Here is a 26,735-nt window from a genome sequence, read left to right as displayed (position 1 = left end):
GGACAAGCAGCTTTGAATGAGGTGAAGAATATATATGCGGCCTGATCATGAAAATGAAAAGATCGTCAATATAGAAGAGAGAATTCCTAAAATTAAAGAACAAAGGAAGCAGAAAGCGAATCGGAGACTAATCTCTTTTATTCTACTGTTTTTTATCATGGTTTTAATCATTATTTATTTGCAGACACCAATCAGTAAAATCTCTTCTTTAACCATTACGGGTAACGAGCATGTTTCTACAAAACAGCTTGTGACACTTTCGCAAATTAAAGAAGGCGAAACAGAGTTTTGGAATTTAAATAAAGATTTAACAGCAGACCATATTAAGCAAAACAAACTGATTAAAAGTGTCAGTATCAAAAAACATTTTCCAAATAAGGTCAGTATTGCTGTCAAAGAATATGCCAATATTGCGTATCTTCAAAAGGGGAATTTATACTATGAGCTTCTTGAAAATGGGACAGCATTACCAGAAGAAGTCACACCGAGTCATGCAGGACCTATTTTTGTCGATTGGGACAATAAAGAGAAGCTGAAGCTAACCGTTAGATCTTTAAATAAGCTGCCAGCCTCTATTCAGGAACTCATCTCAGAAATATATTATGTGCCGACAAGCTCAAACCAGTGGCTTGTTAAATTTTATATGAATGACGGGAACACCGTGATTGCATCAATTAAAACATTCGCTGATAAAATGAAAACCTATCCTGCCATTGTAAAAGAACTTTCACCATCTGAAAAAGGCACAATCCATATGGAAGTCGCGACGTATTTTGAAGCGTTTAAATCTAAGAAAAAGGAAGATGAACGTTGAGAGGCAAAACAGTTATATTCTCAATTGTAATGCTTGTTCTTGGTTTTCTGATTTCTTTTTCATACCAATATACTAAGCAGCATCAGGCAGATGTCATTCGAACAGAGCAATGGAAAAAAGAATACTCTTTGAAAAGTCAGCTGACAAAGCAAGAAAAGGCGAATCAGAAACTTGAAAAAGAATTATACAGCCTTCAATCACAGGTTCAAGCCACTGAGTCCAATTTGAAAAATGAAAAAGAGCAGTATTTTAATGTATTGGAAGATGTTGAGAAATACAGGATGTTTACAGGAGAGATCGGTGTAAAAGGAAAAGGGGTAAAAGTATCCCTAGAAGATGCATCTTATATCCCGAGTGGACAAAATGTCAATAATTACATTGTTCATGAGAGCCACATTTTTCATGTGATAAACGAACTGTTTATATCAGGGGCCTCTGCCGTATCTATTAATGGACAGAGAATTACACACCAATCATACATACATTGTAACGGCCCAGTTGTCACAGTTGACGGTGTTCAGCATCCAGCGCCATTTGTTATTTCTGCTATCGGTGATCCGGCTGTGTTAATACCTGCATTAAATATTGCAGGTGGAGTGGTCGATCAGCTGACAAGTGATCACATTTCGATGATGATTGAAAAAAAGGATATTCGTATGAATCCTCTTTTAAAACACAAAGATTAAAAGTGAAAAGGTGAGTGGTGTTGAGGAAAAAGAAGCCTTTACTTAGTTTGACAGCCTTAATGGTGATATTCGGCATCATGGTCTCCATCCAATTTAATTCATTGCAAAAGCCCAAAGTTCGTGATACTCGCGATGTGTGGGAGCTAAGAGAGGATTTATCTGCATCTAAAAGTAAAGAATTGGATTTATTGAAAGAAATTGACAAATACGATGAAATGCTGAAAAAGTATGGTCATCAAGGAGATCAATCAAAAGAAGCTCAACTAACAAAAACGTTAAAAGATTTAAAAGAAAAGGCTGGTTTTACAGAAGTGACAGGGGAGGGAATTGAAGTTGACATCTCTCAGCTCTTCTCCAAGGATCTGACCGGAGAAGAAGTGAAAAATATCCCGCCTGATCTTCTGAAAAAGTTAATCAACGAAGCCAATATGTATGGGGCAAAACATATTTCCATTAATGACCACCGTGTGATTAATACAAGTGTGATTCGAGATATTAATGGCACGACGAAAATGGATGGCTACAGCTTAGATGGTGATGAAGTGACCATCAAGATGATCAGCGACCAGGCCGACAAATTATACAGCCGTTTAAATGTATCAGATATTGGTGATTTGTTTGCTCAGGAAAACTTCGGCTTGAGCATTAGCCAGCCCAAGCAGCAAATTCAATTAAAAGCATATGACGGTGCGATTCAGTTAAACGAGTTGAAGCCTCTTGACGATGTAAAGGAGGGAAAATCTTAATGTGGCTTCCTGTACTTGGCTTAATCATAGGAGTTGCGATCGGTTTCTTAACAAATTTTACGATACCGAATGAGTATTCTAATTATCTTTCCCTCGCTGTACTTGCTGCGCTTGATACATTGATTGGTGGAATCAGGGCACATCTGCAAGGGGCATACGATGAACTAGTGTTTGTATCAGGCTTTTTCTTTAATATTATTCTTGCAATAAGTTTAGCTTTTCTGGGCGTCCATCTTGGTGTAGACTTGTATTTAGTCGGAATGTTTGCTTTCGGCGTTAGATTGTTTCAAAATATAGCAGTTATTCGAAGAATTCTACTAACAAAATGGACAATTTCTAGAGAAAAAAAGAAAAAAAGTGAGTCATAAAAAAGGATATACATATGATGTAACGAATATTTTCAGTAATCCTAATAAAAAATGTTGATTTTTTAAGTTTTGTTACACACTTGTAAAAACACATTCATTGTATTGTTGTTCAGCAAATAATAGAATAGAAAGTATTGATATGTGAGGAGGTGCCATAGAATGAACAACAATGAAATTTACGTCAGCCTTGACATCGGTACATCCAATATTAAAGTCATCGTCGGAGAAATGGCGGATGATTCGCTTAACATTATAGGTGTTGGAAATGTCCCTTCAGAAGGGTTAAAAAAAGGATCGATTGTTGATATAGATGAGACAGTTCATTCTATTAGACAAGCATTTGAACAGGCTGAAAGAATGGTAGGTTTTCCTTTACAAAAGGCGATTGTCGGAATTAACGGAAACCACATTCATATTCAGAATACGAGCGGCGTGGTCGCAGTATCTAGTGAAAACAAAGAAATACATGCTGAAGATGTGAGACGTGTCTTAGATGCTGCACAGGTAGTATCTATTCCTCAAGAACATCTTATCGTAGACGTCATCCCGAGGCAATTTATCGTCGACGGAAGAGATGAGATCACTGATCCGAAAAAAATGCTTGGTGTTCGGCTAGAGGTGGATGGATCGTTAATTACAGGTTCTAAAACGATTCTACATAACTGGCTCCGATGTGTAGAGAGAGCTGGAATTGAAATTATGGATATTTGCTTGCAGCCGCTCGCATCGGGCTCAGCAGCATTATCGAAAGATGAAAAAAACCTAGGGGTAGCTCTCGTTGATATTGGCGGCGGATCTACAACGATTTCCGTATTTGAAAACGGGCATCTCTATTCTACTCACAGTATCCCTTTGGGCGGAGAGAACATTACAAAAGATTTGTCTATAGGACTTAGAACTTCTACTGAAGAAGCTGAACGAATCAAAAAACAATTTGGACATGCGTTTTATGATGAGGCATCGTCTGAGGAAACATTTGAAGTTTCTGTCATCGGTACTGATCAGAAACAGACGTATACACAGCTTGAAGCGGCTAATATCATCGAAGCTCGGCTGGAAGAAATCTTTCTCTTTGTGGCAGAGGAATTAAGAAATATGGGTGTCCATGATTTGCCTGGCGGATTCGTTCTAACAGGTGGACAGGCAGCTATACCAGGTATCCTTTCTCTTGCACAAACGGTCTTGCAAAACAATGTTAGAATTGCAAGTCCGAATTATATTGGGGTGAGAGAACCTCAGTATATGACAGGAGTGGGTCTGATCCACTTTGCTTATCGCAATGCAAAGATTCAGGGCAGACAGGTTGGATTCCAAATGCCGGATGAGGCGTTTCATGAAGTAGGCGCATCCATGGAGCCGGTTTCTTCTGCACCACAAGTGAAAGAAGCGCAGCCAAGACCGAAAGTGAAACAAAAAGCACAAGAAGAGACAAATAAAAAACCGGGCAAAATGAAAAAACTATTTAATATGTTCTGGGAATAGAATTAGATTTTCGACGGATTAGGAGGATTCAGCATGTTGGAGTTTGAAACAAATATAGACGGCCTAGCATCAATTAAAGTAATCGGAGTAGGTGGAGGCGGAAATAACGCTGTCAACCGAATGATCGAAAATGACGTACAAGGTGTCGATTTCATTGCAGTCAATACAGATGCACAGGCATTAAATCTATCAAAAGCAGAAACGAAAATGCAAATCGGTGCTAAGCTGACAAGAGGGCTTGGAGCAGGTGCGAATCCTGAAGTCGGTAAAAAAGCTGCTGAGGAAAGCAAAGAACAGATTGAAGAAATATTAAAAGGCGCAGACATGGTCTTTGTTACTGCTGGTATGGGCGGTGGAACTGGTACGGGTGCTGCACCTGTCATTGCAAAAATCGCAAAAGATTCTGGTGCATTGACAGTTGGAGTTGTGACTCGTCCTTTCACATTTGAAGGAAGAAAGCGTCAGCTTCAAGCCGTCGAAGGAATTGCTTCTATGAAAGAAGCAGTTGACACATTAATCGTCATTCCAAACGATCGCTTGCTTGAAATTGTCGATAAAAACACGCCAATGCTTGAAGCATTCCGTGCAGCAGATAACGTGCTACGACAAGGTGTTCAAGGAATCTCAGATCTTATTGCCACACCAGGTTTAATTAACCTTGACTTTGCTGACGTGAAAACGATCATGTCCAATAAAGGTTCTGCTCTTATGGGTATTGGTGTCGCAACAGGTGAAAATCGTGCTGCTGAAGCTGCGAAGAAAGCTATTTCTTCACCACTTCTAGAAACGGCGATCGACGGTGCACAAGGTGTCATCATGAATATTACTGGTGGTACGAACCTAAGTCTTTATGAAGTACAAGAAGCAGCGGACATTGTGGCTTCTGCATCTGACGAAGATGTAAACATGATTTTCGGGTCTGTCATTAATGATAACTTGAAGGATGAAATTGTGGTAACCGTGATCGCTACTGGATTTATTGAGCAAGAGCCAGAAGTGACAAAACCACAAAGAAATCCATTAGGACAAGGATTAAAGCAAAATCAATCCATTCCTCAAAAGCGTGAAGTAAAACGTGAGGAACATCAGCAGCCATCATCTCAACCGAGACAAAATACACAATCAAGCGATGATACGCTGGATATTCCAACGTTCTTGCGCAACCGTAATAAACGCTAATCGAGTATCACTCATCCCCTTCCTTTGGAAGGGGATTTTTTCATGTTCAATATATAAAGAAACCCGCATCTCTTCTGATCATAAAGTATTAAATGTGTCTGGATCACTTCATTCAACATATGTATTTTGGCTTAGGGTGATTAAGTAAAAAGGATCATTTTTAAATCCTATTACAAAAAGCGACAAAATGATGAACTTTATTTGACTACATTAAATAGAACACCATGAATCTTGTCATGAACAAAGGAAAGAGAGGAGTGAGATCCACACTCTGTTTGACCATTTGAGGAGGAGGGATTTGATTGAAAGTAAAGTTTCGCAAAACCGCCGGCTATCGTTTGATGAGTCTTTTGGTGATTGGTACTTTAACGATGACAAGCTTTGGGATGGTTCAAGCAAAATCGACTTCTACCTCATATCAAGAGGAAGCTGTTTCCTCCAAGAAAGTAAAAGCAAAGATCTCATCTAGATTAATGAAACAGTTTCAACAAGAAGACAAGGTGACCTTTTTAGTTAAAATGAAGGAACAAACAAATGTGAAAAAAGTGGCGAAGGATGCTGTATCAAAAGCCAAAAAACAGAAGTTAACAGCTGCTAAAACCCAGTACACAAAAAGATCAGCTGTCGTATCAGAACTAAGAGCAACATCTGAAGAAACGCAGGAAGCGCTGCTTGCGTATTTACAAAAGGCACAAAAGAAAAAGCAAGTGAAGGATATTCATTCGTACTATATTGTGAATGGCCTCGCTGTGACAGGCACGAAAGAAGTCATGGAAAAGGTGGCTTCCTTTCCAGAAGTAGATCAAGTGCTGCCAAATGAAATCCGTCAAATCCATCGTCCTGTTGATTTGAAGACTTCAAAGAAAAACAAACAAATCAAAGCTGCAGATGGAATCGAGTGGAATATTTCTCAAGTTCATGCCCCAGAAGCATGGGCTTTAGGCTATGACGGAACTGGTACTGTTGTGGCAAGTATTGATACAGGTGTGGAATGGGATCATCCTGCATTAAAAGAAAAATACCGCGGATTTGATCCTGCGCGTCCGACTGAACCTTCTCATGAATTCAATTGGTACGATGCAACGACAGGTTCTCAAGCGCCATACGATGATTTAGAGCATGGTACACATGTAACGGGAACGATGGTTGGTTCTGAGCCAAATGGAGAGAATCAAATTGGAGTCGCACCAGGTGCAAAATGGATCGCGGTGAAAGCTTTCTCAGAAGATGGTGGAACAGATGCTGATCTGCTTGACGCAGGCGAATGGATTTTAGCTCCAAAAGATGAAAACGGAAACCCACATCCAGAAAAGGCGCCAGATGTGGTCAATAATTCTTGGGGCGGTGGACCCGGTCTTGATGATTGGTATAAAGATGTGGTCAATGCTTGGAGAGCAGCGGACATCTTCCCAGAGTTTTCAGCTGGCAATACGGATTTATTTAACCCTGGCGGTGAGGGATCTATTGCAAATCCTGCGAACTATCAGGAAGCCTTTGCGACGGGTGCAACAGATCAAAACAACAAATTAGGTTCTTTCTCTTTGCAAGGTCCCTCTCCATATGGCGTCATGAAACCAGATATTGCGGCCCCAGGGGTAAACATTCGTTCTTCTATTCCTGGGAAAGGGTATGAAGATGGCTGGAATGGAACCTCGATGGCAGGTCCGCATGTTTCAGCTGTTGTGGCTCTTCTGCGCCAAGTACAGTCAGATCTGTCTGTTGAAGAGATCGAAGAAATTCTCACGGATACTGCAAAGCCGCTGACCGATCAGCAATTTCCGGAATCTCCTAACAATGGCTATGGAGCAGGATTAGTTGATGCAAAAGAAGCGATCACAGCATTAACAGATGGGATTGGTACGATTGAAGGACAGGTGACAAAAGAAGGGGAAGATACAGAACCACCCGTTTTTTCTCATAAAGGACCGAATGAAATTTTTGCCTCTACACCAACACCTCTAAGCATCACAGCAGAAGATGAAGTAGCTGTGACCAATGTCTCCTTGACTTATCAAGTGGATCAAGGGAAAAGAGAGACGCTGCAAGCAAAACGTACGGATGGAAATTATTTAAAAGGGACCTATGTTGTCCAGCTCCCAGAACTTGAGGGAGAAAACGTCACGTACCGATGGATTGTGAAAGATTTTGGAGAAAATGAAGCCGCATCAGAACCGTATACGCTTCCGATTAAAACATCCATCACGACTGGCTACTCGCAAGATTTTGAAGCTTGGCCAAGTGGATGGTTCAGTGGTGGAACAAAAGATCCTTGGCAGTGGGGGAAGCCGACCACAGGTCCGAAACAGGCCTTTACTGGAGATCATGTCTACGCTACAAACCTAGACAGTCCTTATGAAAATCAAACAGATGCTCATTTATCTATGCCGATGATTGCTGTACCTGAGTCAGGACCCTCCTTTTTACAATATCAATACTGGCATGACCTCGAAGCGAATTATGACTTTGTGCATATTCATGTGCAGCCTGAGGGGGAAGATGCTGTCCAAGTGGCAGCCTACACAGGCAAAACAAGTGCATGGACAAAAGGCGAAGTTGATTTATCTGCCTACAAAGGTCAGAACGTGAGAGTTATTTTTCAGCTAAGAACGGATGGCAGTGTGACAAAAGACGGTTTTTATTTAGATGATGTGAAAATAACAGATCAGGCCTTGCCTCAAAAAGCAAAAAAACAACTTGGCGTCATTAAAAAAGAAAAGCCTGCACAGGAGCAGAAGAAACCCGTCGATCCAAAAAGTGCAAAGCCTGCTAAACTAAAAGAAAAGCATGTCCAGATGAAAAAGGAAAAAAGTGTAGATGCTCCGTCTATCAATGCTCTTCCGATGAAGGCAGAAATCAGTGTTCTGGAAAGCGGCAAGTCCACCTACACAGATGAAGCGACAGGGAGATATCAGCTTTCTCATGGTGCAGGAGAATTTACAGTGAAAGCTGAAGCATATGGCTTTGAATCACGCACCCAAAAAGTTAATATTTCTGCAAATGATCAGGCAGAGGCAAATTTCGCCTTACAGCCACTTGAGAAACGAACGATATCTGGCACAATTGTAAGCGAAACAACGGGTGAAAAAGTAAAGGGCGCCACGGTTTATCTTGTAGAAGATGCGAAAATTGAGCCGGTCAAAACAGATGAATCTGGCGAGTTTTCTCTAGAGGCATTGAGCGGTGTATATACAGTTAAAGTATTTGCGAAAGGATTTAAAGGATATTCGTTTACAGCGGATGTGACAGAAAAGCCGCTTGAAAAATCAATCAAGCTGGAACCTTTCATCGGTTTTGCTGGCGAAATTGGCTACGATGACGGAACAGCTGAAAATGCACGGGCGTTCTATGATCCTGGTAATGGCTGGGCGGTGAAATTTTCATTAGAAAAAGGGAAGAAACAAGCACAGGTCACAGGGGGGCTTTTCCGTTTCTGGACAACAGAGTGGCCAGCCCCTGGCGGGAATGAATTTGCGGTTGAAGTATATGATGCTTCTGGGAAGGACGGCGCTCCAGGTGAGAAAATTGCTGGACCTTTTAAAGCGAATGCGCTGCGTAATGGTGAATGGACAAAAGTAGATTTAGAAGATCAAGCCATTACGGTGGATGGAGATTTCTATCTTGTCTATATTCAAACGAAAAAGAATACTGAATCTCCAGGCCTTGCAACAGATGAAGATGGACCAAATGCTGAAAGAAGCTGGCAGCTGACAAGCGGTGCCTTTTCTCCTTCTCCAAAAGAAGAGGGAAATTATATGATTCGTGCGCTTGTCCAATATGAAGCAGATGTGCCAGAAATAACATCTCCAAAGGCTGGAACGATCACGAACAAAGATGAACTTGAGATTGAAGGTAAAGCCTCTCCAGGACTTGATGTAGCGATCTATCAAAACGATGAAGAGATTGCCAAAGTGAAAGCAGATCAATCAGGCGTTTTCAAAGAAAAGGTCACAGTGTCAAGCGGAGAGCATATCTTCACAGCTGCCACTGTTACGGATAAAGGCGCAACGAAAAAATCCAAATCAGTCAAGGTGATCATTGATCAAACATCTCCAGCGTTGACGATAGATACACCGAAAAAAGGGGAAAAATCTAATAAAGAATCACTCACTGTAGAAGGAAAGGTAACGGATGATCATCTTGATCAAGTCACTGTGAATGGAAAAAAGGCAGCCGTAAAAGATGGGAAATATTCTGCAAGAATCCTGCTTGAGAACGGAAAAAATACGATCAAAGTAACAGCGAAAGATGCGGCAGGAAACAAAACGACTAAAAAAGTCAATATCGATGTTCAATACGAGGCACCTGAGATTTCTAAGCTGACACCAGCAGAGAATGTCCATCTATCATCAGGTGAGTCTGTTAAAATTTCATTTAACAGCAGAGAAAAGCTAGACGCAACGTTTGTCATTCACATGCCGCTGACAAACGCGAGATCAAAGCTGCAAAATACAACAGAACTTCCGCTCCGCGAAGTAGCAAAGGGAACATATGAAGGTTACTGGACAGCTACTTCTACCGCTAAAGCAAAAGGTGCTGTCATTGAAGTGATTGTGCGGGATGATTATGGAAATGTCACACGACAAAAAGCTCCAGGCACATTAAATATCAATGAAAAATAATCCTTAAAAAAGGCACGACTCCTTGGAGCGTGTCTTTTTCGTTTCGAATCATTGTTTGAAAGCTTGTCCGGGAGCACATTCTCTTGCTTTGCGCTCTCATTCCTCGACAAAAACAATAACAATCCACCAAAAGTTCTCTATCATCCCCAACAAGAATTGACAGACTTCCATCTCATGACTGTTTTATACTGGTACAAACAAGTGCAAGTACTGCTTTTGATTCTTTGTTTCAGATGAAAGGAGCAGAAGGTGGTCATTTATTTAGATGTGATTTGGCTGTTAAACTTTTGTTTTGATCTATTGCTTCTCTTACTCACTGCATTTATTCTCAAACGACAAGTAAAAAAAAGGCGATATATGTTAGGAGCTCTGATTGGATCGAGCATTGTTCTCTTGCTCTTTACACCATTTGCAATGTTTGTGTCACACCCTTTAGGCAAACTGCTTTTTTCTGTCTTGATCGTGCTTGCAACCTTTGGGTTTCAAAGATTTCGTTCCTTTTTTCAAAACCTGTTTGCTTTTTACTTTGTAACATTTTTGATGGGGGGAGGCATGATCGGGGTTCATTCGTTTTTACAAACCAATACTGTTATTCAAAATGGGCTGCTGATTTCACAAAATGACGGCTTTGGTGATCCCATTAGCTGGCTTTTCGTTTTAACCGGCTTTCCTGCAATTTGGCTGTTTTCAAAGAAAAGATTAGGAGAGGTCGGTGCGAAAAAAAGACAGTTTGATGAACAAGTACTTGTGGAGATACACATTCAAGGAGAGACCATTCGCTTAAAGGGACTCGTCGATTCTGGCAATCAGCTGTATGATCCTATGACGAAAACTCCTGTTATGATCGTTCAGGCAGATCAGCTCATGTCCATTTGCGGAGAGCCATTTTTAGAGCTTATGAAGCAGTCTCATCCTGTTGAAGTGATGCAAAAGCTCGATGATCGATTTCCACTTCTTGATCGTTTAAGACTTGTTCCATATCGAGCGGTCGGTCACGATCACGGGTTTCTTCTATGCTTAAAACCAGATACGGTCATCATTTATTCAAAAACGCATATGATCCAGCCAGCCAAGTGTTTTGTAGGCATGAGTCTGAGCGGTTTATCAGCAGATCAGGAATTTCAATCCATTATTCATCCAGATATGTTAGACGGAAAAATCATCCAAGGGGTGTCTTAAGTTTGAGCGATGTCTTTTATCTTACGAGGTCAACTTGACATTTAGAAGGGAGAAGAAGATGAAAAAATTAAAATTTAAACTCACTTACTACTGGTATAAACTCCTCATGAAGCTAGGTCTAAAGAGTGATGAGATTTATTATATTGGTGGTAGTGAGGCGCTGCCGCCTCCATTATCAAAGGATGAAGAGCAGGAACTGCTTGTCAAATTACCAAAAGGTGATCAAACAGCAAGGGCTATCCTGATCGAAAGAAATTTGCGGTTGGTGGTCTATATCGCAAGAAAATTTGAAAACACAGGGATTAATATTGAGGATCTAATTAGTATTGGAACCATTGGCCTGATTAAAGCAGTCAATACATTTAACCCAGAAAAAAAGATCAAGCTTGCGACATATGCTTCGAGATGTATTGAAAACGAGATTTTGATGTATTTGCGCCGAAATAATAAAATTCGTTCAGAAGTATCGTTTGATGAACCGCTCAACATTGATTGGGACGGAAATGAACTGCTTTTATCAGACGTACTTGGAACAGATGATGATATTATCACACGGGATATTGAAGCAAATGTAGATAAAAAACTTTTGAAAAAAGCGCTGGAGCAATTAAATGACCGTGAAAAACAGATCATGGAGCTCAGGTTCGGCTTGGTTGGCGGTGAGGAAAAAACCCAAAAAGATGTCGCTGACATGCTAGGCATTTCCCAGTCGTATATTTCAAGGCTTGAAAAAAGAATAATTAAACGATTACAAAAAGAATTTAACAAAATGGTCTAAAAAAATTTTTAAAAAGCTCTGTCCCTTTGCTGTCAAAGGAATCAACTTCTTTTCTCGTGATTCTCGTCATCACTCGTGCATATTTTTCCATCCCAAGGAGATACTGAACTTTGTACAACAGCTCCTGTAGGGAGGGAAAAAAGTGTCCAGAAATAAAGTGGAAATCTGCGGAGTCGACACCTCCAAACTGCCTGTTCTGAAAAACGAAGAGATGAGAAAATTGTTCAGACAGCTGCAAGATGAGGGTGACGATACAGCAAGAGAAAAGCTAGTCAATGGCAATTTGCGGTTGGTTTTAAGTGTGATTCAGCGTTTTAACAACAGAGGCGAGTATGTGGATGATCTCTTCCAAGTAGGCTGTATCGGATTAATGAAATCAATTGATAATTTTGATTTAAGCCACAATGTCAGATTTTCAACTTATGCGGTCCCTATGATCATAGGAGAAATCCGTCGATACTTGCGTGATAACAACCCGATTCGGGTGTCTCGTTCACTAAGAGATATTGCCTACAAAGCGCTTCAGGTTCGTGAGAGGCTGATAAGTGAGACAAGCAAGGAGCCAACGGCAGAAGACATTGCCAAAGTGCTGGAAGTGCCTCATGAGGAAATTGTCTTTGCCCTAGATGCGATTCAAGATCCTGTTTCTTTGTTTGAACCGATCTATAATGACGGAGGAGATCCGATTTATGTGATGGATCAAATTAGTGATGATCGGAACAAAGACACACAATGGGTAGAGGAATTGGCCTTAAAAGAGGGAATGCGCCGATTGAATGATCGAGAAAAAATGATTCTCCGCAAACGTTTCTTCCAAGGCAAAACGCAAATGGAAGTTGCTGAAGAGATCGGGATTTCTCAAGCACAAGTCTCAAGACTTGAAAAAGCAGCCATCAAACAAATGAATAAAAACATCTTTTAAAGCCGCGCTTCATGTGCGGCTTTTTTCATTCTTGTGAGAGAGCACGCCTCTAGTATTGACTCGGTCATTTTTTTCATTTAATCTGTTTTTAACAAATGTTATTTTATTTATCATTTGTTAGGGAACACTTAAGCGGAAAGAAGGGTTATTATGACATTCCATGATGAAAGAAGGCTGCTCATAAAGGTTGCGCATATGTATTATGAAGAAGGCGCCACTCAATCTAACATTGCAGAAGCTGTTGGGGTTAGCCGTTCACTCATATCAAAATATTTGGCTAAAGCACGTGAAGCAGGAATCGTGGAAATCATTATTCATGATGAAGTGAATCAACAATATGGATCGTTAGAAAGAAAAATAGAGCGGAAATATGGGCTTCGAGAAGTCGTCTGTGTGGAAACGCTCAGTCAAGAAACAACAAAAAGCAGAATCGGCGCTGCGGCGGCAAGCTTTTTATTAAAAGTAATAAAAGATGGACAAGTCATCGGTTTTTCCTCAGGAACCACTTTGCATGAAATGGCGAAAGCGCTTACGTCAGTTCAGCACTATCCATCCGTAACATTTGTTCCGCTTGTCGGTGGTGTGGGAAACGAAGATGTTGATATCCATGCTAACTATATTATTGCGAGGTGTACAGAGGCACTCAAATCAAAATGTGAGTTTTTACATGTGCCCGTCATGCTTGATACGAAAGAAGCGAAGGATGTACTGATTCGGCAGCCGTCAATCAAAAAAGTGATTGAACTAGGAGAATCATCAAATATTGCGGTTGTCGGGATTGGCGGGGTTCCTCAGCATTCAACGATGGTGAAATCATATATGACAAGCGGTGAGGAGGATATTCTTCAAGCGAAGGATGTAGCGGGTGACATTTGCTATAATTTTATTGATCACCAAGGGGAAGTGTATCCTCACCCATGGAACGACCGGGTAATGGGCATAAGCCCGCAAAAGCTGAAAGAAATCCCGCTTGTCATCGGTGTCGCTGGAGGAGAAGAAAAAATTGAAGCGATCCGGGCAGCATTAGAAGGTGGATTAATTCATGTATTAATTACGGATGAACGAACAGGAGATGCCTTATTAAAGTAACTACCTAATATGATTAGGTAGTTTCAGCGTGTAGACAAACCCTCGCATTCGGTGTCAGTTCTGCGTGCCGGTGCTCACGAATGTCAAATTCGCTCCGCTCCGGTACTCGTCCTTCCTAGACTGCAAAGGTTTTCTATCACGCTGAAAAGAAGACAAAGGGCTAAAATAAAGATCATTTTAGCCCTTTGTCAACAATCTGTAACTACCTAATATGATTAGGTAGTTTTTTTTTGAGTCTTTAGACTCAAAAAGATTGAAAATTTTATCGATTTTAGCTTGACACAAAGTTGACACATCATATAAACTAAGTTCATAACAAATGATAAATAAAATAACAAATGTTACAAGAAGCGGATTTTTGTTAATTTTTATAACATTTGTTAAAAGTTTCAGATTATTTTTCTAGCAATCTACCCGAGAAGCAAGAAAACCTGAAAGGATGATTTAGATGTCAATCTATCAACAATTGTTAGCTCGAGACCGCAGTGGAGATCCAATCAAAGTAGGAATTATTGGGGCAGGCCAAATGGGTTTTGGACTTATTTCACAAATTTCTAAAATTCCAGGCATGATTGTAGCAGGTGTTTGTGATATTCATCTTAGTGCAGCAGAGAAGGCAGCGAATTTTTACAAGCAGCATGCGAAGCCGCATCAAATGGTCGTCACAAATGATTATAGAGAAGTGATTCAATCAGATTTCGTGGAAGTTGTCGTAGATGCAACAGGAGTTCCAGAGGTCGGAGCAAACATTTCTTTGGAAGCGCTTAATTCAAAGAAACATCTCGTTCTTTTAAATGTAGAAGTTGATATTACCATCGGTTTGGTGATGCATAAATTATTCACAAATGCAGGACTTGTTTACTCAGGATCAGCTGGAGACGAACCTGCAGCAACACTAGAATTATATGAATTTGCGAAAACAATGGGACTTGAAGTGCTCGTTGCTGGGAAAGGTAAGAACAATCCATTCTTCCCAGAAGCAAATCCAGATACGTGTAAAGCAGAAGCAGATAGTAAACATATGAGTGCACATATGCTCGCGGCTTTCCAAGACGGAACAAAAACAATGGCAGAAATGAACTTATTAAGTAACGCGACAGGGCTTTTGCCAGATAAAGTCGGCATGCATGGAGTCGAAGCAAATTTAGAGAATGTAGCAGATAAATTGAATCAAAAACAACAAGGCGGCGTGCTCGATAACTTCGGAGTCGTTGAATATGTAAATGGACTTGCTCCAGGCGTATTTGTCATCGTCAAGAGTGATCTAGAGCCAGTAGATGAAGAGCTTCGTTACTTAAAAGTTGGAAAAGGTCCTCACTACACGCTTTACCGACCTTTCCACTTAGCGAGTCTTGAAACTCCTGTTACCATCGCAAAAGCGGTCTTACAGCATGACTCATCGATCCACCCAATTGGTGTACCGGTATCAGAAACAGTCGCTGTTGCGAAAAGAGATATTAAAGCAGGGGAATCACTTGACGGAATTGGCGGATACTCCGTAAGAGGTGTACTTGAAACACATCAAGACATGAAAACGAACGGTCACATTCCGATTGGCTTAATCAGCGGAAAAGTCGTAGCGAAAAAAGACATCAAATTAGGGCAATTCCTCACTCATGATGATGTAGAGCTTGATTCAAATACAACCGTCTGGAAGCTGCGTTCATTACAAGATCACTTATTTCAATCATAAGGACGTGAAGCTATGGAAAAATTAGCAATCGTACTTTGTATCATTCTCATTGTGCAGTATGGGTTATCTTTTATTCAAATCAAGTATTACCGCAAAAGCATGGACTCACTAATTGATGACTACAGAGGGAAACAGGGATATCACTTATTTTCAGGAATGGAACGGCGCAAAGTTGGCCCAGGGGCCATTGCGCTCATCATTGTGGATGAATCGTATATCATTCAAAAATGTCATGTGCTTGGCGGCGTGTCGATCTTATCTAAATTTAAAGAAGTCCCTTCATATGAAGGCAAGCATGTAGGGACTGTGCTGGACGAGCACCACATGATGAAGAAAACATTGAAAAAGCGTAAAAAGGCGCCAGCTGTCATGCAAGCACTTTCCATGGCGGCTGAGCAGGCACTTGTCTCGATTTCGAAAAAAAATATAACAAATGTGAACTAAAGAAAGGGGAGATGAAACATGGAATGGATTCAATGGTTTGGAGAGCACTTTATCGGAATGTTTGAAGCCGGCGGAAAGCAATTCATGGGTCTTATTACAGGTATCGTTCCAACGCTTGTTGTGTTACTTACTTTCACTTATGCTGTCATGAAATTTATTGGAGAAGAGCGAGTGAATAGAGCCATCCAGTTTGCAGCGAAATATACCATTTTACGCTACACGCTAATGCCGATCTTATCCGTTCTTATTTTGACAAACCCAATGGCTTATACGTTTGGCCGCTTCTTACCTGAAAAACAAAAACCAGCATTCTATGATTCAGCTGTTTCATTTGTTCATCCGGTGACATCATTGTTCCCGTATGCCAACGCAGGAGAACTATTTGTCTACTTAGGAATTGCGAACGGGATTAAAGAAGCTGGATATTCAATGTCAGAGCTTGCTGTTCGTTACTTCTTAGTCGGGATCGTCGTCATTTTACTACGCGGAATCATTACTGAATGGATTACAAAATACTTAGCAGGAAAAATGAAAGCGAATTCACAATAGGGGAGGGTTAGACATGACAAACCACAAAGTATTTGTTGCAAAAGGTGCTGGCGGATGGGGAGAAGGCTTAGAACTTGAACCAACTGGTAAAAGAAGAAAGGTTGTTTCCATTACAGGGGGAGGCATTCACCCGGTTGCACGTAAAATTGCAGAAATGACAGGGACAGAAGCATGTGACGGCTTTAAAAACTCTATACCAGAAGATGAAATGATGTGTGTTGTCATTGACTGCGGGGGAACAGCGCGAATCGGACTTTATCCAATGAAACGCATTCCTACTGTAGACGTTTTGGCATCCTCTCCTTCTGGACCGCTTGCAAAACATATTACAGAAGATATCTTCGTATCAGGCGTAACAGAAAAAGATATTTCCTTTGCAGAAGCATCTGATGGTGAGTCGAAAGCAGAAGGTCAGGAAAACAGTGAGTCGATTGACAAAGAGAATTTCAAAGAAACGTATGCAAAGCTGAAAGAGGAAAATATCGAGCGGCAGGAAAAAGGCAATTTCCTGATGAGATTCTCACGCGGAATCGGGAAAGTCACCGGTACGTTCTACCAGGCCGGCCGTGATTCTGTTGATATGCTTTTGAAAAATATTATTCCATTCATGGCATTTGTCAGTATGTTAATTGGAATTATCAATTATACAAAAATCGGTGATTTGATTGCCCATTTTCTATCACCTTTGGCAGGATCTCTTTGGGGACTCTTACTGCTCGTTGTGGTCTGTACACTGCCATTCCTATCACCAGTCTTAGGACCTGGTGCAGTCATTGCCCAAGTCATCGGTGTTCTGATTGGTAGTCAAATCGCACTAGGAAACATTCCGCCTCAATTTGCACTTCCTGCACTATTTGCCATCAACGGTCAAGTAGGTTGTGATTTTATTCCAGTGGGGCTCTCACTTGGTGAAGCGAAGCCGGAAACGGTACAATATGGGGTACCAGCTGTTTTGTATAGCCGTCTTATTACAGGGGTTCTATCTGTTGTGATCGCATACGTAGCCAGCTTCGGTATGTATTAAACGTATTAAAGGAGGAATCGAGATACATGGTAACACAATCTGTCGTAAAAGAAATTGGGATCTTAGTCCCGCAATTTAAAGAAGATAAACTGATTGTTTTATTTGGACCCGCAGCGCCGCAGGAATTAAGAGATATGTCTGTCATTCATGAGTTCGAACATCTAGAAGAAGAGCCGCTGAAGCTGGGCGGAACCATTCAAGTGGGCGATCAAACGTACACGATCACAGCCCTCGGCAATAAAGCGAATGACAACTTTAAAGAGCTCGGTCATATTTCGATCTACTTCCAAGAGCCGTTTGATGATGTATTACCGGGAGCTGTTTTTGCATCCCCGCACACGTTTCCTGATATAAAAGAAGGCGTACGAATTGAAATTTCGTAACGATATAAAAAAGCTGTTCCTAATAGGGAGCAGCTTTTTTATGTGAGGTTTACCAGAAAGAGCATTTACGATATGCTGTAAACATTCATTATTTGTATATTCAGAATTTTTACTCAGGGGGAAGTTATGGTGTCACTTGAATTGAAGAATGTTTCATTAAAACGAAATGGAAAATGGCTGCTGCAGTCTATTGACTGGCAAGTGAACAAGCAGGAACACTGGGTGCTTTACGGTTTAAATGGTGCGGGAAAAACCGCTTTATTAAATATGCTCTGCTCCTATTATTTCCCCACATCAGGCGAGATGACAGTGCTGGGACATGTCTTTGGCAAGGAAGCGCTAGGTGAAAAACTAAGGAAGAAAATCGGTCTCATCTCAGCGGGACTTGAAAAGAAATTGCACAGAGACGACAATGCATTTGAAATTGTACTTAGCGGCGCATTTGCATCTATCGGGCTTTATGAAACCCCGACAGATGAAATGAGAGAGAAAGCCATTGATCTATTAAAAGCATTTGGTTCATTCAAATATGCCAACAGAACATATGAAACCCTCTCACAGGGAGAGAAGCAAAAGGTCTTGATTGCGAGGGCTTTAATGAATGATCCCAAGCTCTTGATTTTAGATGAACCTGTGACGGGTCTTGATTTTTTAGCAAGAGAGCAAGTGCTGGAGACCATCTCATTCATTGCAGCAAAGCCTGATGCGCCTACTTTGCTTTACACGACCCATCATGCAGAGGAGATTCTGCCTGTTTTTCAGCATACCTTGTTATTAAAAGATGGATCTGTTTTTGATCAAGGAGAAACAAAAGAAATGATGACAAGCGGTTTGCTTTCTTCTTTTTTTGAATGTCCGGTAGATGTGATGTGGAGAAATGGCCGTCCGCATTTAAGCAAATTGTAGATAAAAGAAACTATTGGTCTGCGTCCCTGCTTTTCCATCATACATATTATAGTAGAAAACGAAAGGCGGGGAAGGACAGATGATCAGTATTTCTGAATTCCAAATCAAGGATGTCGTCGATGTATCCAGCGGAAAAAAACTAGGCACCATTGGGGACATTGATATTAATGTTACAAGCGGCAAAATACAAGCGATTATTATTGGCGGCACAGGTAAAATGATGGGATTTTTCGGAAAAGAAGAGGAAATGATCGTCCCTTGGCGAAATATAGTAAAAATTGGCGAAGATGTAATACTTGTCCGATTGTCTTCTTAATTCATATAACTCCTCAATGAATCATTCAATTTTTCCTTAAAATAAACTCTTCATTCTCAGCAAACAATGTCTTTTTCGGGTAAAAAGATTACGTTTTCATATCAATTTGAAAAAAAACCTGCAGAAAGGGCACATTTGAGTGTAATATTTAATGAATCCCACTAACTGTCTATGCATGTCTTGTGGTAAAATAGGAGCGAAATAAAGAGAGATGAATGAAAGGTGGGAGGCAGCTTTGACACACAAATATGACCCCTTTCAGCAGAAATCACCATATGCAATGACCATTCATGATTGGACGAACATGACATGTTCTGGCAGAGAGGTAATGGCCGGATTTACGACAAAAAATGGCGGCTTCAGCCTACCTCCATATCAATCATTGAACACTGGACTCCACGTAGGAGATGATGCTTCTAGTGTTCAAATGAATCGTCAAGTCATAGCAGATGCTGCTGCTGTGCCGCTCTCTGATTGGGTGTTTGCAGACCAAACACACGAGGATCGCATCCTGAAAGTCACCAAGGAGCAAAGAGGAAGAGGAAGTCTTCATTATCATGAGGCACTGCCTGGTACAGACGGTTTATATACGTCTGAGACGAACATGATGCTCGCTCTTTGTTTCGCTGATTGTGTTCCGCTTTATTTTCTAGCTCCGCAAAACGGATTAATTGGAACGGCTCATGCCGGCTGGAAAGGAACCGTCAAGCAAATTGGTGCAAAGATGGTTGATGAATGGGTCAGCCAAGAAGGTGCCAAGGCCGATTTTATTCAAGTCGTCATTGGACCATCCATTGGCAGTTGCTGCTACATAGTCGATGACGTAGTCATGGATCAAGTGAAACAGCTTCCTTTTTCAACAGAGGATGTGTATTCCGAGATTTCACAAGGACAATATAAAATTGATTTGAAAACATTAAACAAAAACGTATTGCTTCATGCAGGAATAAAAGAAGAAAACATACATGTCAGTTCGATGTGCACAAGCTGCAATGATCAGCTTTTCTTCTCACACCGGCGTGATCAAGGGAAAACAGGACGTATGATGTCTTTTGTCGGTTTTAAGGAGGCATAAGTGCAATTGAATGTACGAGAGAATCTCAGTCAAATAAATGAACAAATAAACGAAGCATGTAAAAGAGCCGGTAGACATCCAGCAGATGTATCGGTCGTTGCTGTGACAAAGTATGTCTCAATTGAACGAGCACAAGAAGCCAAAGAAGCAGGAATTATGCACTTTGGTGAAAATCGTGACCAAGGGTTACTTGAAAAGCAGGCGGCCATAACCGATGAAAACATTAGCTGGCACTTCATCGGCAGTTTACAAACACGAAAAGTGAAATCTGTCATTCAGACAATTGACTACTTACATTCGCTCGACAGGATGTCTCTTGCGAATGAAATTGAAAAAAGAGCGGATCACATAGTTCGCTGTTTTGTACAAGTGAACACATCACTTGAGGAGTCAAAGCGCGGCTTGAAAAGTGAAGACGTCATCCCATTTGTGAAGCAGCTCGCTGATTTCAAACAGATTGAAATTGCTGGACTGATGACGATGGCTCCATTTACAGATGATCACACTGTAATTCGAAACTGTTTTAAAACATTAAAAAACCTTCAAGAAGAAGTAAAACATCTTAACCAAGTAAATGCACCTTGTCAGCATTTATCGATGGGCATGTCAAATGATTTTGAAATCGCAATTGAAGAAGGTGCGACATTCGTTCGGATTGGCTCTTCACTTGTTGGAAATGAAACAGGAGGTGCGTGACATGAGCATAAAAAATAAGTTTAAAAGCTTTTTCACTCTCGACGATGAAGAGTATGAGTACGAATATATTGATGAAGAAAGAGAACCCGTTCAAGAAGAAAAAGGAACGAAGGATAAAGCAGCATTTCAAGATCGTCCACAGACAGGAAAACAAAATGTCGTCAGCTTGCAAAGCGTGCAGAAATCCTCTAAAGTGGTGTTAAGTGAGCCGCGTGTTTATGCAGAAGCGCAGGAGATTGCAGACCATATTAAAAACAGACGTGCAGTCGTCGTGAATTTGCAGCGCATTCAGCATGATCAAGCAAAGCGAATCATTGACTTCTTAAGCGGAACCGTTTATGCAATCGGTGGAGACATCCAGCGTATTGGCTCGAATATATTCCTCTGCACACCTGATAATGTGGATGTGTCTGGCACAATATCAGAACTTCTGACAGAGGAAGAACCTCAGAGGTGGTAAATCATAGTGATTCTAAATTTCATTTTTAATATTTTAGGAACGGTATTAACGATTTACTCATTCGCGATTATTATTTACATCTTTATGTCATGGGTGCCATCTGCAAGAGAAACTGTGTTTGGCCGTTTTCTGACAAATATTTGCGAACCGTATTTAGAACCATTTCGTAAAATTATTCCGCCAATTGGTATGATTGACATCTCGCCAATTGTGGCATTGCTTGTAATTCGTTTTGCATCAACATATGGACTAACTGGTCTTTACAATATGATTGTGCGCTTCATGTAAACAGGCTGCCGGGCTTGGCACTGCCAGGCTCTTTTACATAAGAGGGGAACAAAATGAGCGATATCTATCAGCATTTTAGAAAAGACGAACAGCCATTTGTCGACCAAGTGTTAGGCTGGAAAAAAATCGCACTCGACCAATATCGAATGAAATTAACAGACTTCCTTGATCCGCGTGAGCAATTTATTACTGAGTCCGTCATCCAGCATGGCGAAGAACTTGGGATCATGTTCTTTGGCGGGTATGAAGGAGCGGAGCGCAAAAGAGCCCTCATTTATCCTGATTATTTAGAACCGTCTATTCAAGATGTTGAGCTGTCATATTTTCAGGTGAACTATGCGAAAAAATTTATTTCCATCGAACACCCGAAGCTTCTCGGCTCATTGATTGGGACAGGCTTGAAGCGTCAAAAATTCGGAGACTTGTTATTTTCAGAGGAAGATGTGCAGTTTATTTGTACAAGTGATGTCGCCGATTTTGTGCGGGCGCAGCTGACACATGTCGGCAGAGCATCCGTTTCATTAGAGGAAATCACGCAGGCAGAAATAAAGCCAGTGATTACGAAGACTGATATCAAAGAAGATACCATTTCTTCACTTCGGCTTGATGCTGTATGTGCTGCTGTCAGCCGTCAGTCTCGGCAAAAAGCACAGCTTTTAGTCAAAAATGGGCTTGTCAAAGTCAATTGGAAAGTCACTGAGGATCCTTCCTTTACAATCGGTGAAGGCGATCAGCTCTCTGTACGGGGATTTGGCCGTTTTAGCCTCAAAACGATTGATGGGAAGACCAAAAAAGATAAATTCAAAGTAACATTTGAGCTTCTGACATAACGAACTTGAATCTGGAGGTGGCGAGGTTGCCATTAACACCTAATGATATTCATAATAAAACGTTCACAAAAAGCTTTCGCGGCTATGACGAAGACGAAGTAAACGAGTTTTTAAGCCAAGTACGTAAAGACTACGAGATCGTACTTCGTAAAAAGAACGAGCTTGAGGACAAAGTAAATGAGCTTGACGAAAGACTAGGTCATTTTGCAACAATTGAAGAGACATTAAACAAATCGATTCTTGTGGCTCAGGAAGCAGCAGAAGACGTAAAGCGTCATTCTGATAAAGAAGCAAAATTGATTATTCGTGAAGCAGAGAAAAATGCAGACCGTATTATCAACGAAGCGCTGTCAAAATCCAGAAAGATTGCAATGGAAATCGAAGAGCTGAAGAAGCAGTCGAAGGTCTTTAGAACTCGCTTCCAAATGCTCATCGAAGCGCAGCTTGATCTTCTGAAAAATGACGATTGGGATCATTTACTGGAATATGAAGTGGACGCTGTCTTTGACGAAAAAGAATAAGCGCATCATCTTGACATGACGTGCTCATGTTGCATATAATACCATCATAAATTAACAAGAGATAAACGTTTGAAAGGGACACTCGCAGCTGTCACATGCGTAATAAAGCGAATCAGGGATGGTGGAAGCCTGACATTACGAGACGTTGCAATGAGATCACCCCTTTAGTTCCTTTTCTGAAATGAATGAGTAAGAAAAGGCGTCTGATCACGTTACGATTTTAGAGTGGATAAGCGGTTATTTCATATCGCTTGTCTAAAAGGGTGGTACCGCGAGACAAGCCTTCTCGTCCCTTATGGGATGAGAGGGCTTTTTTTATTGTTTTTTAATCAGAATTTGCATGTGGAGGAATGGGTATGAACTACAAAGACACCTTATTAATGCCGAAAACAGAATTCCCGATGAGAGGGAACTTGCCGAACAAAGAGCCTGAAATCCAAGAGGAGTGGGCAGAAAAAGACATCTATCAAATGGTTTTAGAGCGGACAAAAGGACGCCCGACGTTTATTTTGCATGATGGACCTCCATATGCGAATGGTGACATTCATATGGGGCACGCACTCAATAAAATCCTAAAAGATTTTATCGTCCGTTTTAAATCAATGAACGGGTACCACGCACCGTACGTACCGGGCTGGGATACACACGGCTTACCAATTGAAACAGCTCTCACTAAAAATAAAAAAGTCAAACGCAAAGAAATGTCTACAGCAGAATTCCGCAAACTATGCGAGGAGTATGCTTGGAAGCAAATTGAAGGTCAGCGTAACCAGTTTAAGCGATTAGGCGTCAGAGCAGACTGGGACAATCCATATGTCACATTAAAGCCTGAATACGAAGCGCAGCAAATTCTTGTCTTTGGTGAAATGGCGAAGAGAGGCTATATCTATAAAGGACTAAAGCCTGTTAACTGGTCTCCTTCAAGTGAATCAGCCCTCGCTGAAGCGGAAATTGAATATAAAGACAAACGTTCACCATCGATTTACGTTTCGTTTAAAGTAAAAGATGGCAAAGGCGTTCTTGAAAACGACGAACAATTCATTATCTGGACAACAACACCTTGGACGCTTCCTGCAAACCTTGGCATTTGTGTTCATCCAAACTTAGAGTACAGTGTTCTTCAAGTCGGTGCTGATCGATATGTTGTTGCATCTGAACTGGTAGAACAAGTGGCAAAAACACTCGGCTTTGAAGAGTATGAAGTCGTGAAAACACTAAAAGGAAAAGAATTAGACAACGTCGTTGCAGAGCATCCGATCTACGGTAGAGATTCTCTTGTGATGCTTGGCGATCACGTGACAACGGATGCAGGAACAGGCTGTGTTCACACAGCACCAGGTCACGGGGAAGATGACTTTATTGTCAGTATGAAATATGGTCTTGATGTGCTCTGTCCAGTAGATGAAAAAGGTGTGATGACAGATGAGGCGCCTGGTTTTGAAGGATTATTCTACGAGGATGCCAATAAAGCCATCACAGAACAGCTTGAAGCAAAAGGCGCGCTGAAAAAGCTCGACTTTATCACGCACTCCTACCCGCATGACTGGAGAACGAAAAAACCAACGATTTATCGTGCAACAGCTCAGTGGTTTGCATCCATTAAAGATTTTAGAGAAGCGCTATTAGACAATATTAAAGAAACGAAATGGGTTCCAGCATGGGGCGAAACACGCCTATTCAATATGGTGCGTGACAGAGGTGACTGGTGCATTTCAAGACAGCGTGTATGGGGCGTTCCAATTCCGGTCTTTTATGCGGAAAATGGTGAGCCGATCATCACGGACGAAACCATTCAGCATGTATCTCAATTATTTAGAGAGCATGGCTCAAATATTTGGTTTGAAAAAGAAGCGAAAGAGCTATTGCCAGAAGGCTTTACACATCCAGGCAGCCCGAATGGTGAATTCACTAAAGAGCAGGACATCATGGATGTATGGTTTGATTCCGGTTCTTCTCACCAAGCTGTTTTAGAAGAAAGAGATGACCTAGTCCGTCCGGCAGATCTTTACCTTGAAGGCTCTGACCAATATCGCGGCTGGTTTAACTCCTCTTTATCAACAGCAGTTGCTGTCACTGGAAAAGCACCATATAAAGGTGTCCTAAGCCACGGCTTTACGCTTGATAAAGAAGGACGTAAGATGAGTAAATCATTAGGCAACACAATTGACCCAACGAAGGTCGCGAAGCAGCTTGGTGCAGAGATTCTTAGACTTTGGGTATCTTCTGTCAACTATCAAGCTGATCATCCAGTATCTGATGATATTTTGAAACAAGTAGCAGAAGTCTATCGTAAAATCCGTAACACCTTCCGCTTCCTGCACGGAAACTTATTTGACTTTGACCCAGCAGTTAATGCCGTGCCAGTAGAAGAGCTTCGCGAAGTGGATCAATACATCTTGATCAAATTAAACAAATTGATTGATAAAGTGAAAAAAGCTTATGATGATTACGAATTTGCGGTCGTGTATCATGCGATTCACAATTTCTGTACGATTGAGCTCAGCTCTTTCTATCTCGATTTTGCAAAGGATGTCGTTTACATTGAGCATGCCGATCATCCAGACCGCCGCAGCATGCAGACGGTCTTCTATGAAACGTTAATGGCATTAGTGAAGCTGACTGCACCAATTCTTCCGCATACAGCAGATGAATTATGGAGCCACTTAAGCTTTGTTGAAGAGCCAAGTGTTCAGTTAACAGATATGCCAGAAGGTGTGGCTGTTCCTCAAGCTGAAGCGACAGAAGCGAAGTTTGACCGCTTTATGGAGGTACGTGACGATGTGCTAAAAGCGCTGGAGATTGCGCGTAACGAGAAAGTTATCGGACGTTCTCTTGAAGCAAGTGTGACCCTTTATGCGACAGAAGAGGTGAAAAACCTTCTTGCATCCATTAAAGAAGATGTGAAGCAGCTCTTTATCATCTCTGAATTAACGGTAGAAGATGCGCAAAATGCTGACACATCAGCACCTGAATACACATCAGGACGAATTGTGGTTCAAAAAGCAGAAGGAGAACTATGCGAGCGTTCTCGTATTATTTCTAAAGATGTTGGTGCAAATCCGAAATACCCAACATTGTCACTGAAAAATGCTGAAATCGTGGAAAAATATTACCAGAATTAACAGTGTGATATGACCAACTAGCGCCCCGCCATATGCGGGGCGTTTTCTTTTTTGCGGAAATGACAGCGTTTAGAACGAAAGGAAAAATCTTATGGCTTTAAAGTAACCAAGCGGGGTAACAATATGATTATCACGACAGGGCAGGAGTTGAAATAGCGACATGAATGGCGATCTAGAGACGATTTACACGGAACTCCTTCAAATGAAAGAAGAGCTGCAATCTAAACTGTTTGAATACGCATCATTTCGTTCACCCGCTGAGCATGTCACATTGAATGAGGTCAAAACGACCACACTTCTTTACCACATCAAAGAAGAGCTGCAAGATGTGTCTCTCGCTATTGCAAAAATCGAACAAGGAACCTATGGCATATGTGAGGCGACAGGAGATGTGATTCCGCTTGAACAAATGAGTATTCTTCCTACCGCCCGCACGGCTGACGACTTTTTATATCATAAGCAATACGAGAAAAAAGCATTCACTCCTTATCCTTACGAATCAAATGATTCTCATTTTGAAGCCTTCCACATGTAGGGAGGTTTTTGTCTGTCAACTAAAGTTTCTT

The 26,735-nt window shown here is 41.2% G+C and carries 26 protein-coding genes and 1 other annotated feature; all 26 genes read left to right on the top strand.

The window, feature by feature from the left end:
• Positions 1 to 34 precede the first annotated feature (34 nt).
• Positions 35 to 814 carry a cell division protein FtsQ/DivIB gene (locus JVX94_RS07120; RefSeq protein WP_205185065.1) on the top strand — a complete coding sequence of 260 codons (780 nt, stop codon included), beginning with the start codon at positions 35 to 37 and terminating at the stop codon, positions 812 to 814.
• Positions 811 to 1,500 carry a DUF881 domain-containing protein gene (locus JVX94_RS07115; protein ID WP_205185063.1) on the top strand — a complete coding sequence of 230 codons (690 nt, stop codon included), beginning with the start codon at positions 811 to 813 and terminating at the stop codon, positions 1,498 to 1,500. Before JVX94_RS07120 ends, JVX94_RS07115 begins: the two co-directional genes overlap by 4 nt.
• 20 nt (positions 1,501 to 1,520) lie before the next feature.
• A complete protein-coding gene (locus JVX94_RS07110) occupies positions 1,521 to 2,246 on the top strand; it encodes a DUF881 domain-containing protein (protein ID WP_024424254.1) in 726 nt (241 codons plus the stop codon).
• Complete coding sequence (locus JVX94_RS07105) at positions 2,246 to 2,614, top strand: small basic family protein (RefSeq protein WP_003210988.1); 369 nt, start codon at positions 2,246 to 2,248, stop codon at positions 2,612 to 2,614. The genes JVX94_RS07110 and JVX94_RS07105 overlap by 1 nt, the downstream gene beginning before the upstream one ends.
• Before the next feature lie 159 nt (positions 2,615 to 2,773).
• Positions 2,774 to 4,096, top strand: coding sequence for a cell division protein FtsA (gene ftsA, locus JVX94_RS07100; RefSeq protein WP_205185062.1), 1,323 nt, complete (start codon positions 2,774 to 2,776; stop codon positions 4,094 to 4,096).
• A 33-nt stretch (positions 4,097 to 4,129) separates the two neighbouring features.
• On the top strand, positions 4,130 to 5,275 hold the full coding sequence (gene ftsZ, locus JVX94_RS07095; protein WP_205185060.1) for a cell division protein FtsZ: 1,146 nt from the start codon (positions 4,130 to 4,132) through the stop codon (positions 5,273 to 5,275).
• Between the two features lie 302 nt (positions 5,276 to 5,577).
• Positions 5,578 to 9,894, top strand: a complete 4,317-nt coding sequence (locus tag JVX94_RS07090; protein WP_205185058.1) for a S8 family peptidase — start codon at positions 5,578 to 5,580, stop codon at positions 9,892 to 9,894.
• 249 nt (positions 9,895 to 10,143) lie between these two features.
• Positions 10,144 to 11,073, top strand: coding sequence for a sigma-E processing peptidase SpoIIGA (gene spoIIGA / locus JVX94_RS07085; protein WP_144470409.1), 930 nt, complete (start codon positions 10,144 to 10,146; stop codon positions 11,071 to 11,073).
• A gap of 58 nt (positions 11,074 to 11,131) precedes the next feature.
• Positions 11,132 to 11,851, top strand: a complete 720-nt coding sequence (gene sigE, locus JVX94_RS07080; protein ID WP_007499746.1) for an RNA polymerase sporulation sigma factor SigE — start codon at positions 11,132 to 11,134, stop codon at positions 11,849 to 11,851.
• A gap of 142 nt (positions 11,852 to 11,993) precedes the next feature.
• Positions 11,994 to 12,773, top strand: a complete 780-nt coding sequence (gene sigG, locus JVX94_RS07075) for an RNA polymerase sporulation sigma factor SigG (RefSeq protein WP_024424250.1) — start codon at positions 11,994 to 11,996, stop codon at positions 12,771 to 12,773.
• A 150-nt stretch (positions 12,774 to 12,923) separates the two neighbouring features.
• Positions 12,924 to 13,862, top strand: coding sequence for a sugar-binding transcriptional regulator (locus tag JVX94_RS07070; protein ID WP_111292306.1), 939 nt, complete (start codon positions 12,924 to 12,926; stop codon positions 13,860 to 13,862).
• A 448-nt stretch (positions 13,863 to 14,310) separates the two neighbouring features.
• Entirely contained in the window at positions 14,311 to 15,555 is a 1,245-nt protein-coding gene (locus JVX94_RS07065) for an NAD(P)H-dependent oxidoreductase (RefSeq protein WP_203129790.1), read from the top strand.
• A gap of 12 nt (positions 15,556 to 15,567) precedes the next feature.
• Positions 15,568 to 15,999, top strand: a complete 432-nt coding sequence (locus tag JVX94_RS07060) for a transcriptional regulator GutM (protein ID WP_095408427.1) — start codon at positions 15,568 to 15,570, stop codon at positions 15,997 to 15,999.
• Positions 16,000 to 16,017: 18 nt separating this feature from the next.
• Positions 16,018 to 16,548, top strand: coding sequence for a PTS glucitol/sorbitol transporter subunit IIC (srlA, locus tag JVX94_RS07055; RefSeq protein ID WP_024424246.1), 531 nt, complete (start codon positions 16,018 to 16,020; stop codon positions 16,546 to 16,548).
• 13 nt (positions 16,549 to 16,561) lie between these two features.
• Positions 16,562 to 17,572 carry a PTS glucitol/sorbitol transporter subunit IIB gene (srlE, locus tag JVX94_RS07050; RefSeq protein ID WP_095408428.1) on the top strand — a complete coding sequence of 337 codons (1,011 nt, stop codon included), beginning with the start codon at positions 16,562 to 16,564 and terminating at the stop codon, positions 17,570 to 17,572.
• Positions 17,573 to 17,598: 26 nt separating this feature from the next.
• Entirely contained in the window at positions 17,599 to 17,955 is a 357-nt protein-coding gene (locus JVX94_RS07045) for a PTS glucitol/sorbitol transporter subunit IIA (RefSeq protein ID WP_007499733.1), read from the top strand.
• Between the two features lie 129 nt (positions 17,956 to 18,084).
• Positions 18,085 to 18,861: an ABC transporter ATP-binding protein gene (locus JVX94_RS07040; RefSeq protein WP_185907589.1), complete on the top strand. Its 777-nt coding sequence runs from the start codon at positions 18,085 to 18,087 to the stop codon at positions 18,859 to 18,861.
• A gap of 79 nt (positions 18,862 to 18,940) precedes the next feature.
• The gene (locus tag JVX94_RS07035) at positions 18,941 to 19,177 is read left to right on the top strand and encodes a YlmC/YmxH family sporulation protein (protein WP_008344958.1); all 237 of its coding nucleotides are present in this window, start codon (positions 18,941 to 18,943) and stop codon (positions 19,175 to 19,177) included.
• A 211-nt stretch (positions 19,178 to 19,388) separates the two neighbouring features.
• The gene (pgeF, locus tag JVX94_RS07030) at positions 19,389 to 20,252 is read left to right on the top strand and encodes a peptidoglycan editing factor PgeF (RefSeq protein ID WP_144470415.1); all 864 of its coding nucleotides are present in this window, start codon (positions 19,389 to 19,391) and stop codon (positions 20,250 to 20,252) included.
• 6 nt (positions 20,253 to 20,258) lie between these two features.
• Positions 20,259 to 20,948: a YggS family pyridoxal phosphate-dependent enzyme gene (locus JVX94_RS07025; RefSeq protein ID WP_223250963.1), complete on the top strand. Its 690-nt coding sequence runs from the start codon at positions 20,259 to 20,261 to the stop codon at positions 20,946 to 20,948.
• A 1-nt stretch (position 20,949) separates the two neighbouring features.
• Complete coding sequence (sepF, locus tag JVX94_RS07020; protein ID WP_024424241.1) at positions 20,950 to 21,408, top strand: cell division protein SepF; 459 nt, start codon at positions 20,950 to 20,952, stop codon at positions 21,406 to 21,408.
• A 6-nt stretch (positions 21,409 to 21,414) separates the two neighbouring features.
• Entirely contained in the window at positions 21,415 to 21,696 is a 282-nt protein-coding gene (locus JVX94_RS07015) for a YggT family protein (protein WP_205185056.1), read from the top strand.
• A 53-nt stretch (positions 21,697 to 21,749) separates the two neighbouring features.
• Complete coding sequence (locus JVX94_RS07010) at positions 21,750 to 22,526, top strand: YlmH family RNA-binding protein (RefSeq protein WP_203129792.1); 777 nt, start codon at positions 21,750 to 21,752, stop codon at positions 22,524 to 22,526.
• Positions 22,527 to 22,552: 26 nt separating this feature from the next.
• Positions 22,553 to 23,047 carry a DivIVA domain-containing protein gene (locus tag JVX94_RS07005; protein WP_008344947.1) on the top strand — a complete coding sequence of 165 codons (495 nt, stop codon included), beginning with the start codon at positions 22,553 to 22,555 and terminating at the stop codon, positions 23,045 to 23,047.
• 59 nt (positions 23,048 to 23,106) lie between these two features.
• Positions 23,107 to 23,344, top strand: a binding site (T-box leader).
• A 59-nt stretch (positions 23,345 to 23,403) separates the two neighbouring features.
• A complete protein-coding gene (gene ileS, locus JVX94_RS07000; protein ID WP_144470422.1) occupies positions 23,404 to 26,169 on the top strand; it encodes an isoleucine--tRNA ligase in 2,766 nt (921 codons plus the stop codon).
• 160 nt (positions 26,170 to 26,329) lie between these two features.
• Positions 26,330 to 26,704 carry a TraR/DksA family transcriptional regulator gene (locus tag JVX94_RS06995; protein ID WP_024424237.1) on the top strand — a complete coding sequence of 125 codons (375 nt, stop codon included), beginning with the start codon at positions 26,330 to 26,332 and terminating at the stop codon, positions 26,702 to 26,704.
• Positions 26,705 to 26,735: the final 31 nt, after the last annotated feature.

The organism is Bacillus sp. PDNC022 (genome assembly GCF_016919285.1).
GTDB classification, from domain to species: domain Bacteria; phylum Bacillota; class Bacilli; order Bacillales; family Bacillaceae; genus Bacillus; species Bacillus safensis.
The sequence above is the reverse complement of the archived record's forward strand: the minus strand, read 5'-3'. Positions and strand labels throughout refer to the sequence as shown.

Coding starts and splice junctions, on each gene's coding strand:
- sepF (WP_024424241.1), top strand. CDS start 20,950: ATGAGCATAAAAAATAAGTTTAAAAGCTTTTTCACTCTCGACGATGAA.
- JVX94_RS07035 (WP_008344958.1), top strand. CDS start 18,941: ATGATCAGTATTTCTGAATTCCAAATCAAGGATGTCGTCGATGTATCC.
- ftsA (WP_205185062.1), top strand. CDS start 2,774: ATGAACAACAATGAAATTTACGTCAGCCTTGACATCGGTACATCCAAT.
- srlE (WP_095408428.1), top strand. CDS start 16,562: ATGACAAACCACAAAGTATTTGTTGCAAAAGGTGCTGGCGGATGGGGA.
- pgeF (WP_144470415.1), top strand. CDS start 19,389: ATGAATGAAAGGTGGGAGGCAGCTTTGACACACAAATATGACCCCTTT.
- ftsZ (WP_205185060.1), top strand. CDS start 4,130: ATGTTGGAGTTTGAAACAAATATAGACGGCCTAGCATCAATTAAAGTA.
- JVX94_RS07045 (WP_007499733.1), top strand. CDS start 17,599: ATGGTAACACAATCTGTCGTAAAAGAAATTGGGATCTTAGTCCCGCAA.
- JVX94_RS06995 (WP_024424237.1), top strand. CDS start 26,330: ATGAATGGCGATCTAGAGACGATTTACACGGAACTCCTTCAAATGAAA.
- JVX94_RS07060 (WP_095408427.1), top strand. CDS start 15,568: ATGGAAAAATTAGCAATCGTACTTTGTATCATTCTCATTGTGCAGTAT.
- JVX94_RS07010 (WP_203129792.1), top strand. CDS start 21,750: ATGAGCGATATCTATCAGCATTTTAGAAAAGACGAACAGCCATTTGTC.
- ileS (WP_144470422.1), top strand. CDS start 23,404: ATGAACTACAAAGACACCTTATTAATGCCGAAAACAGAATTCCCGATG.
- JVX94_RS07105 (WP_003210988.1), top strand. CDS start 2,246: ATGTGGCTTCCTGTACTTGGCTTAATCATAGGAGTTGCGATCGGTTTC.
- JVX94_RS07120 (WP_205185065.1), top strand. CDS start 35: ATGCGGCCTGATCATGAAAATGAAAAGATCGTCAATATAGAAGAGAGA.
- JVX94_RS07070 (WP_111292306.1), top strand. CDS start 12,924: ATGACATTCCATGATGAAAGAAGGCTGCTCATAAAGGTTGCGCATATG.
- JVX94_RS07065 (WP_203129790.1), top strand. CDS start 14,311: ATGTCAATCTATCAACAATTGTTAGCTCGAGACCGCAGTGGAGATCCA.
- srlA (WP_024424246.1), top strand. CDS start 16,018: ATGGAATGGATTCAATGGTTTGGAGAGCACTTTATCGGAATGTTTGAA.
- sigE (WP_007499746.1), top strand. CDS start 11,132: ATGAAAAAATTAAAATTTAAACTCACTTACTACTGGTATAAACTCCTC.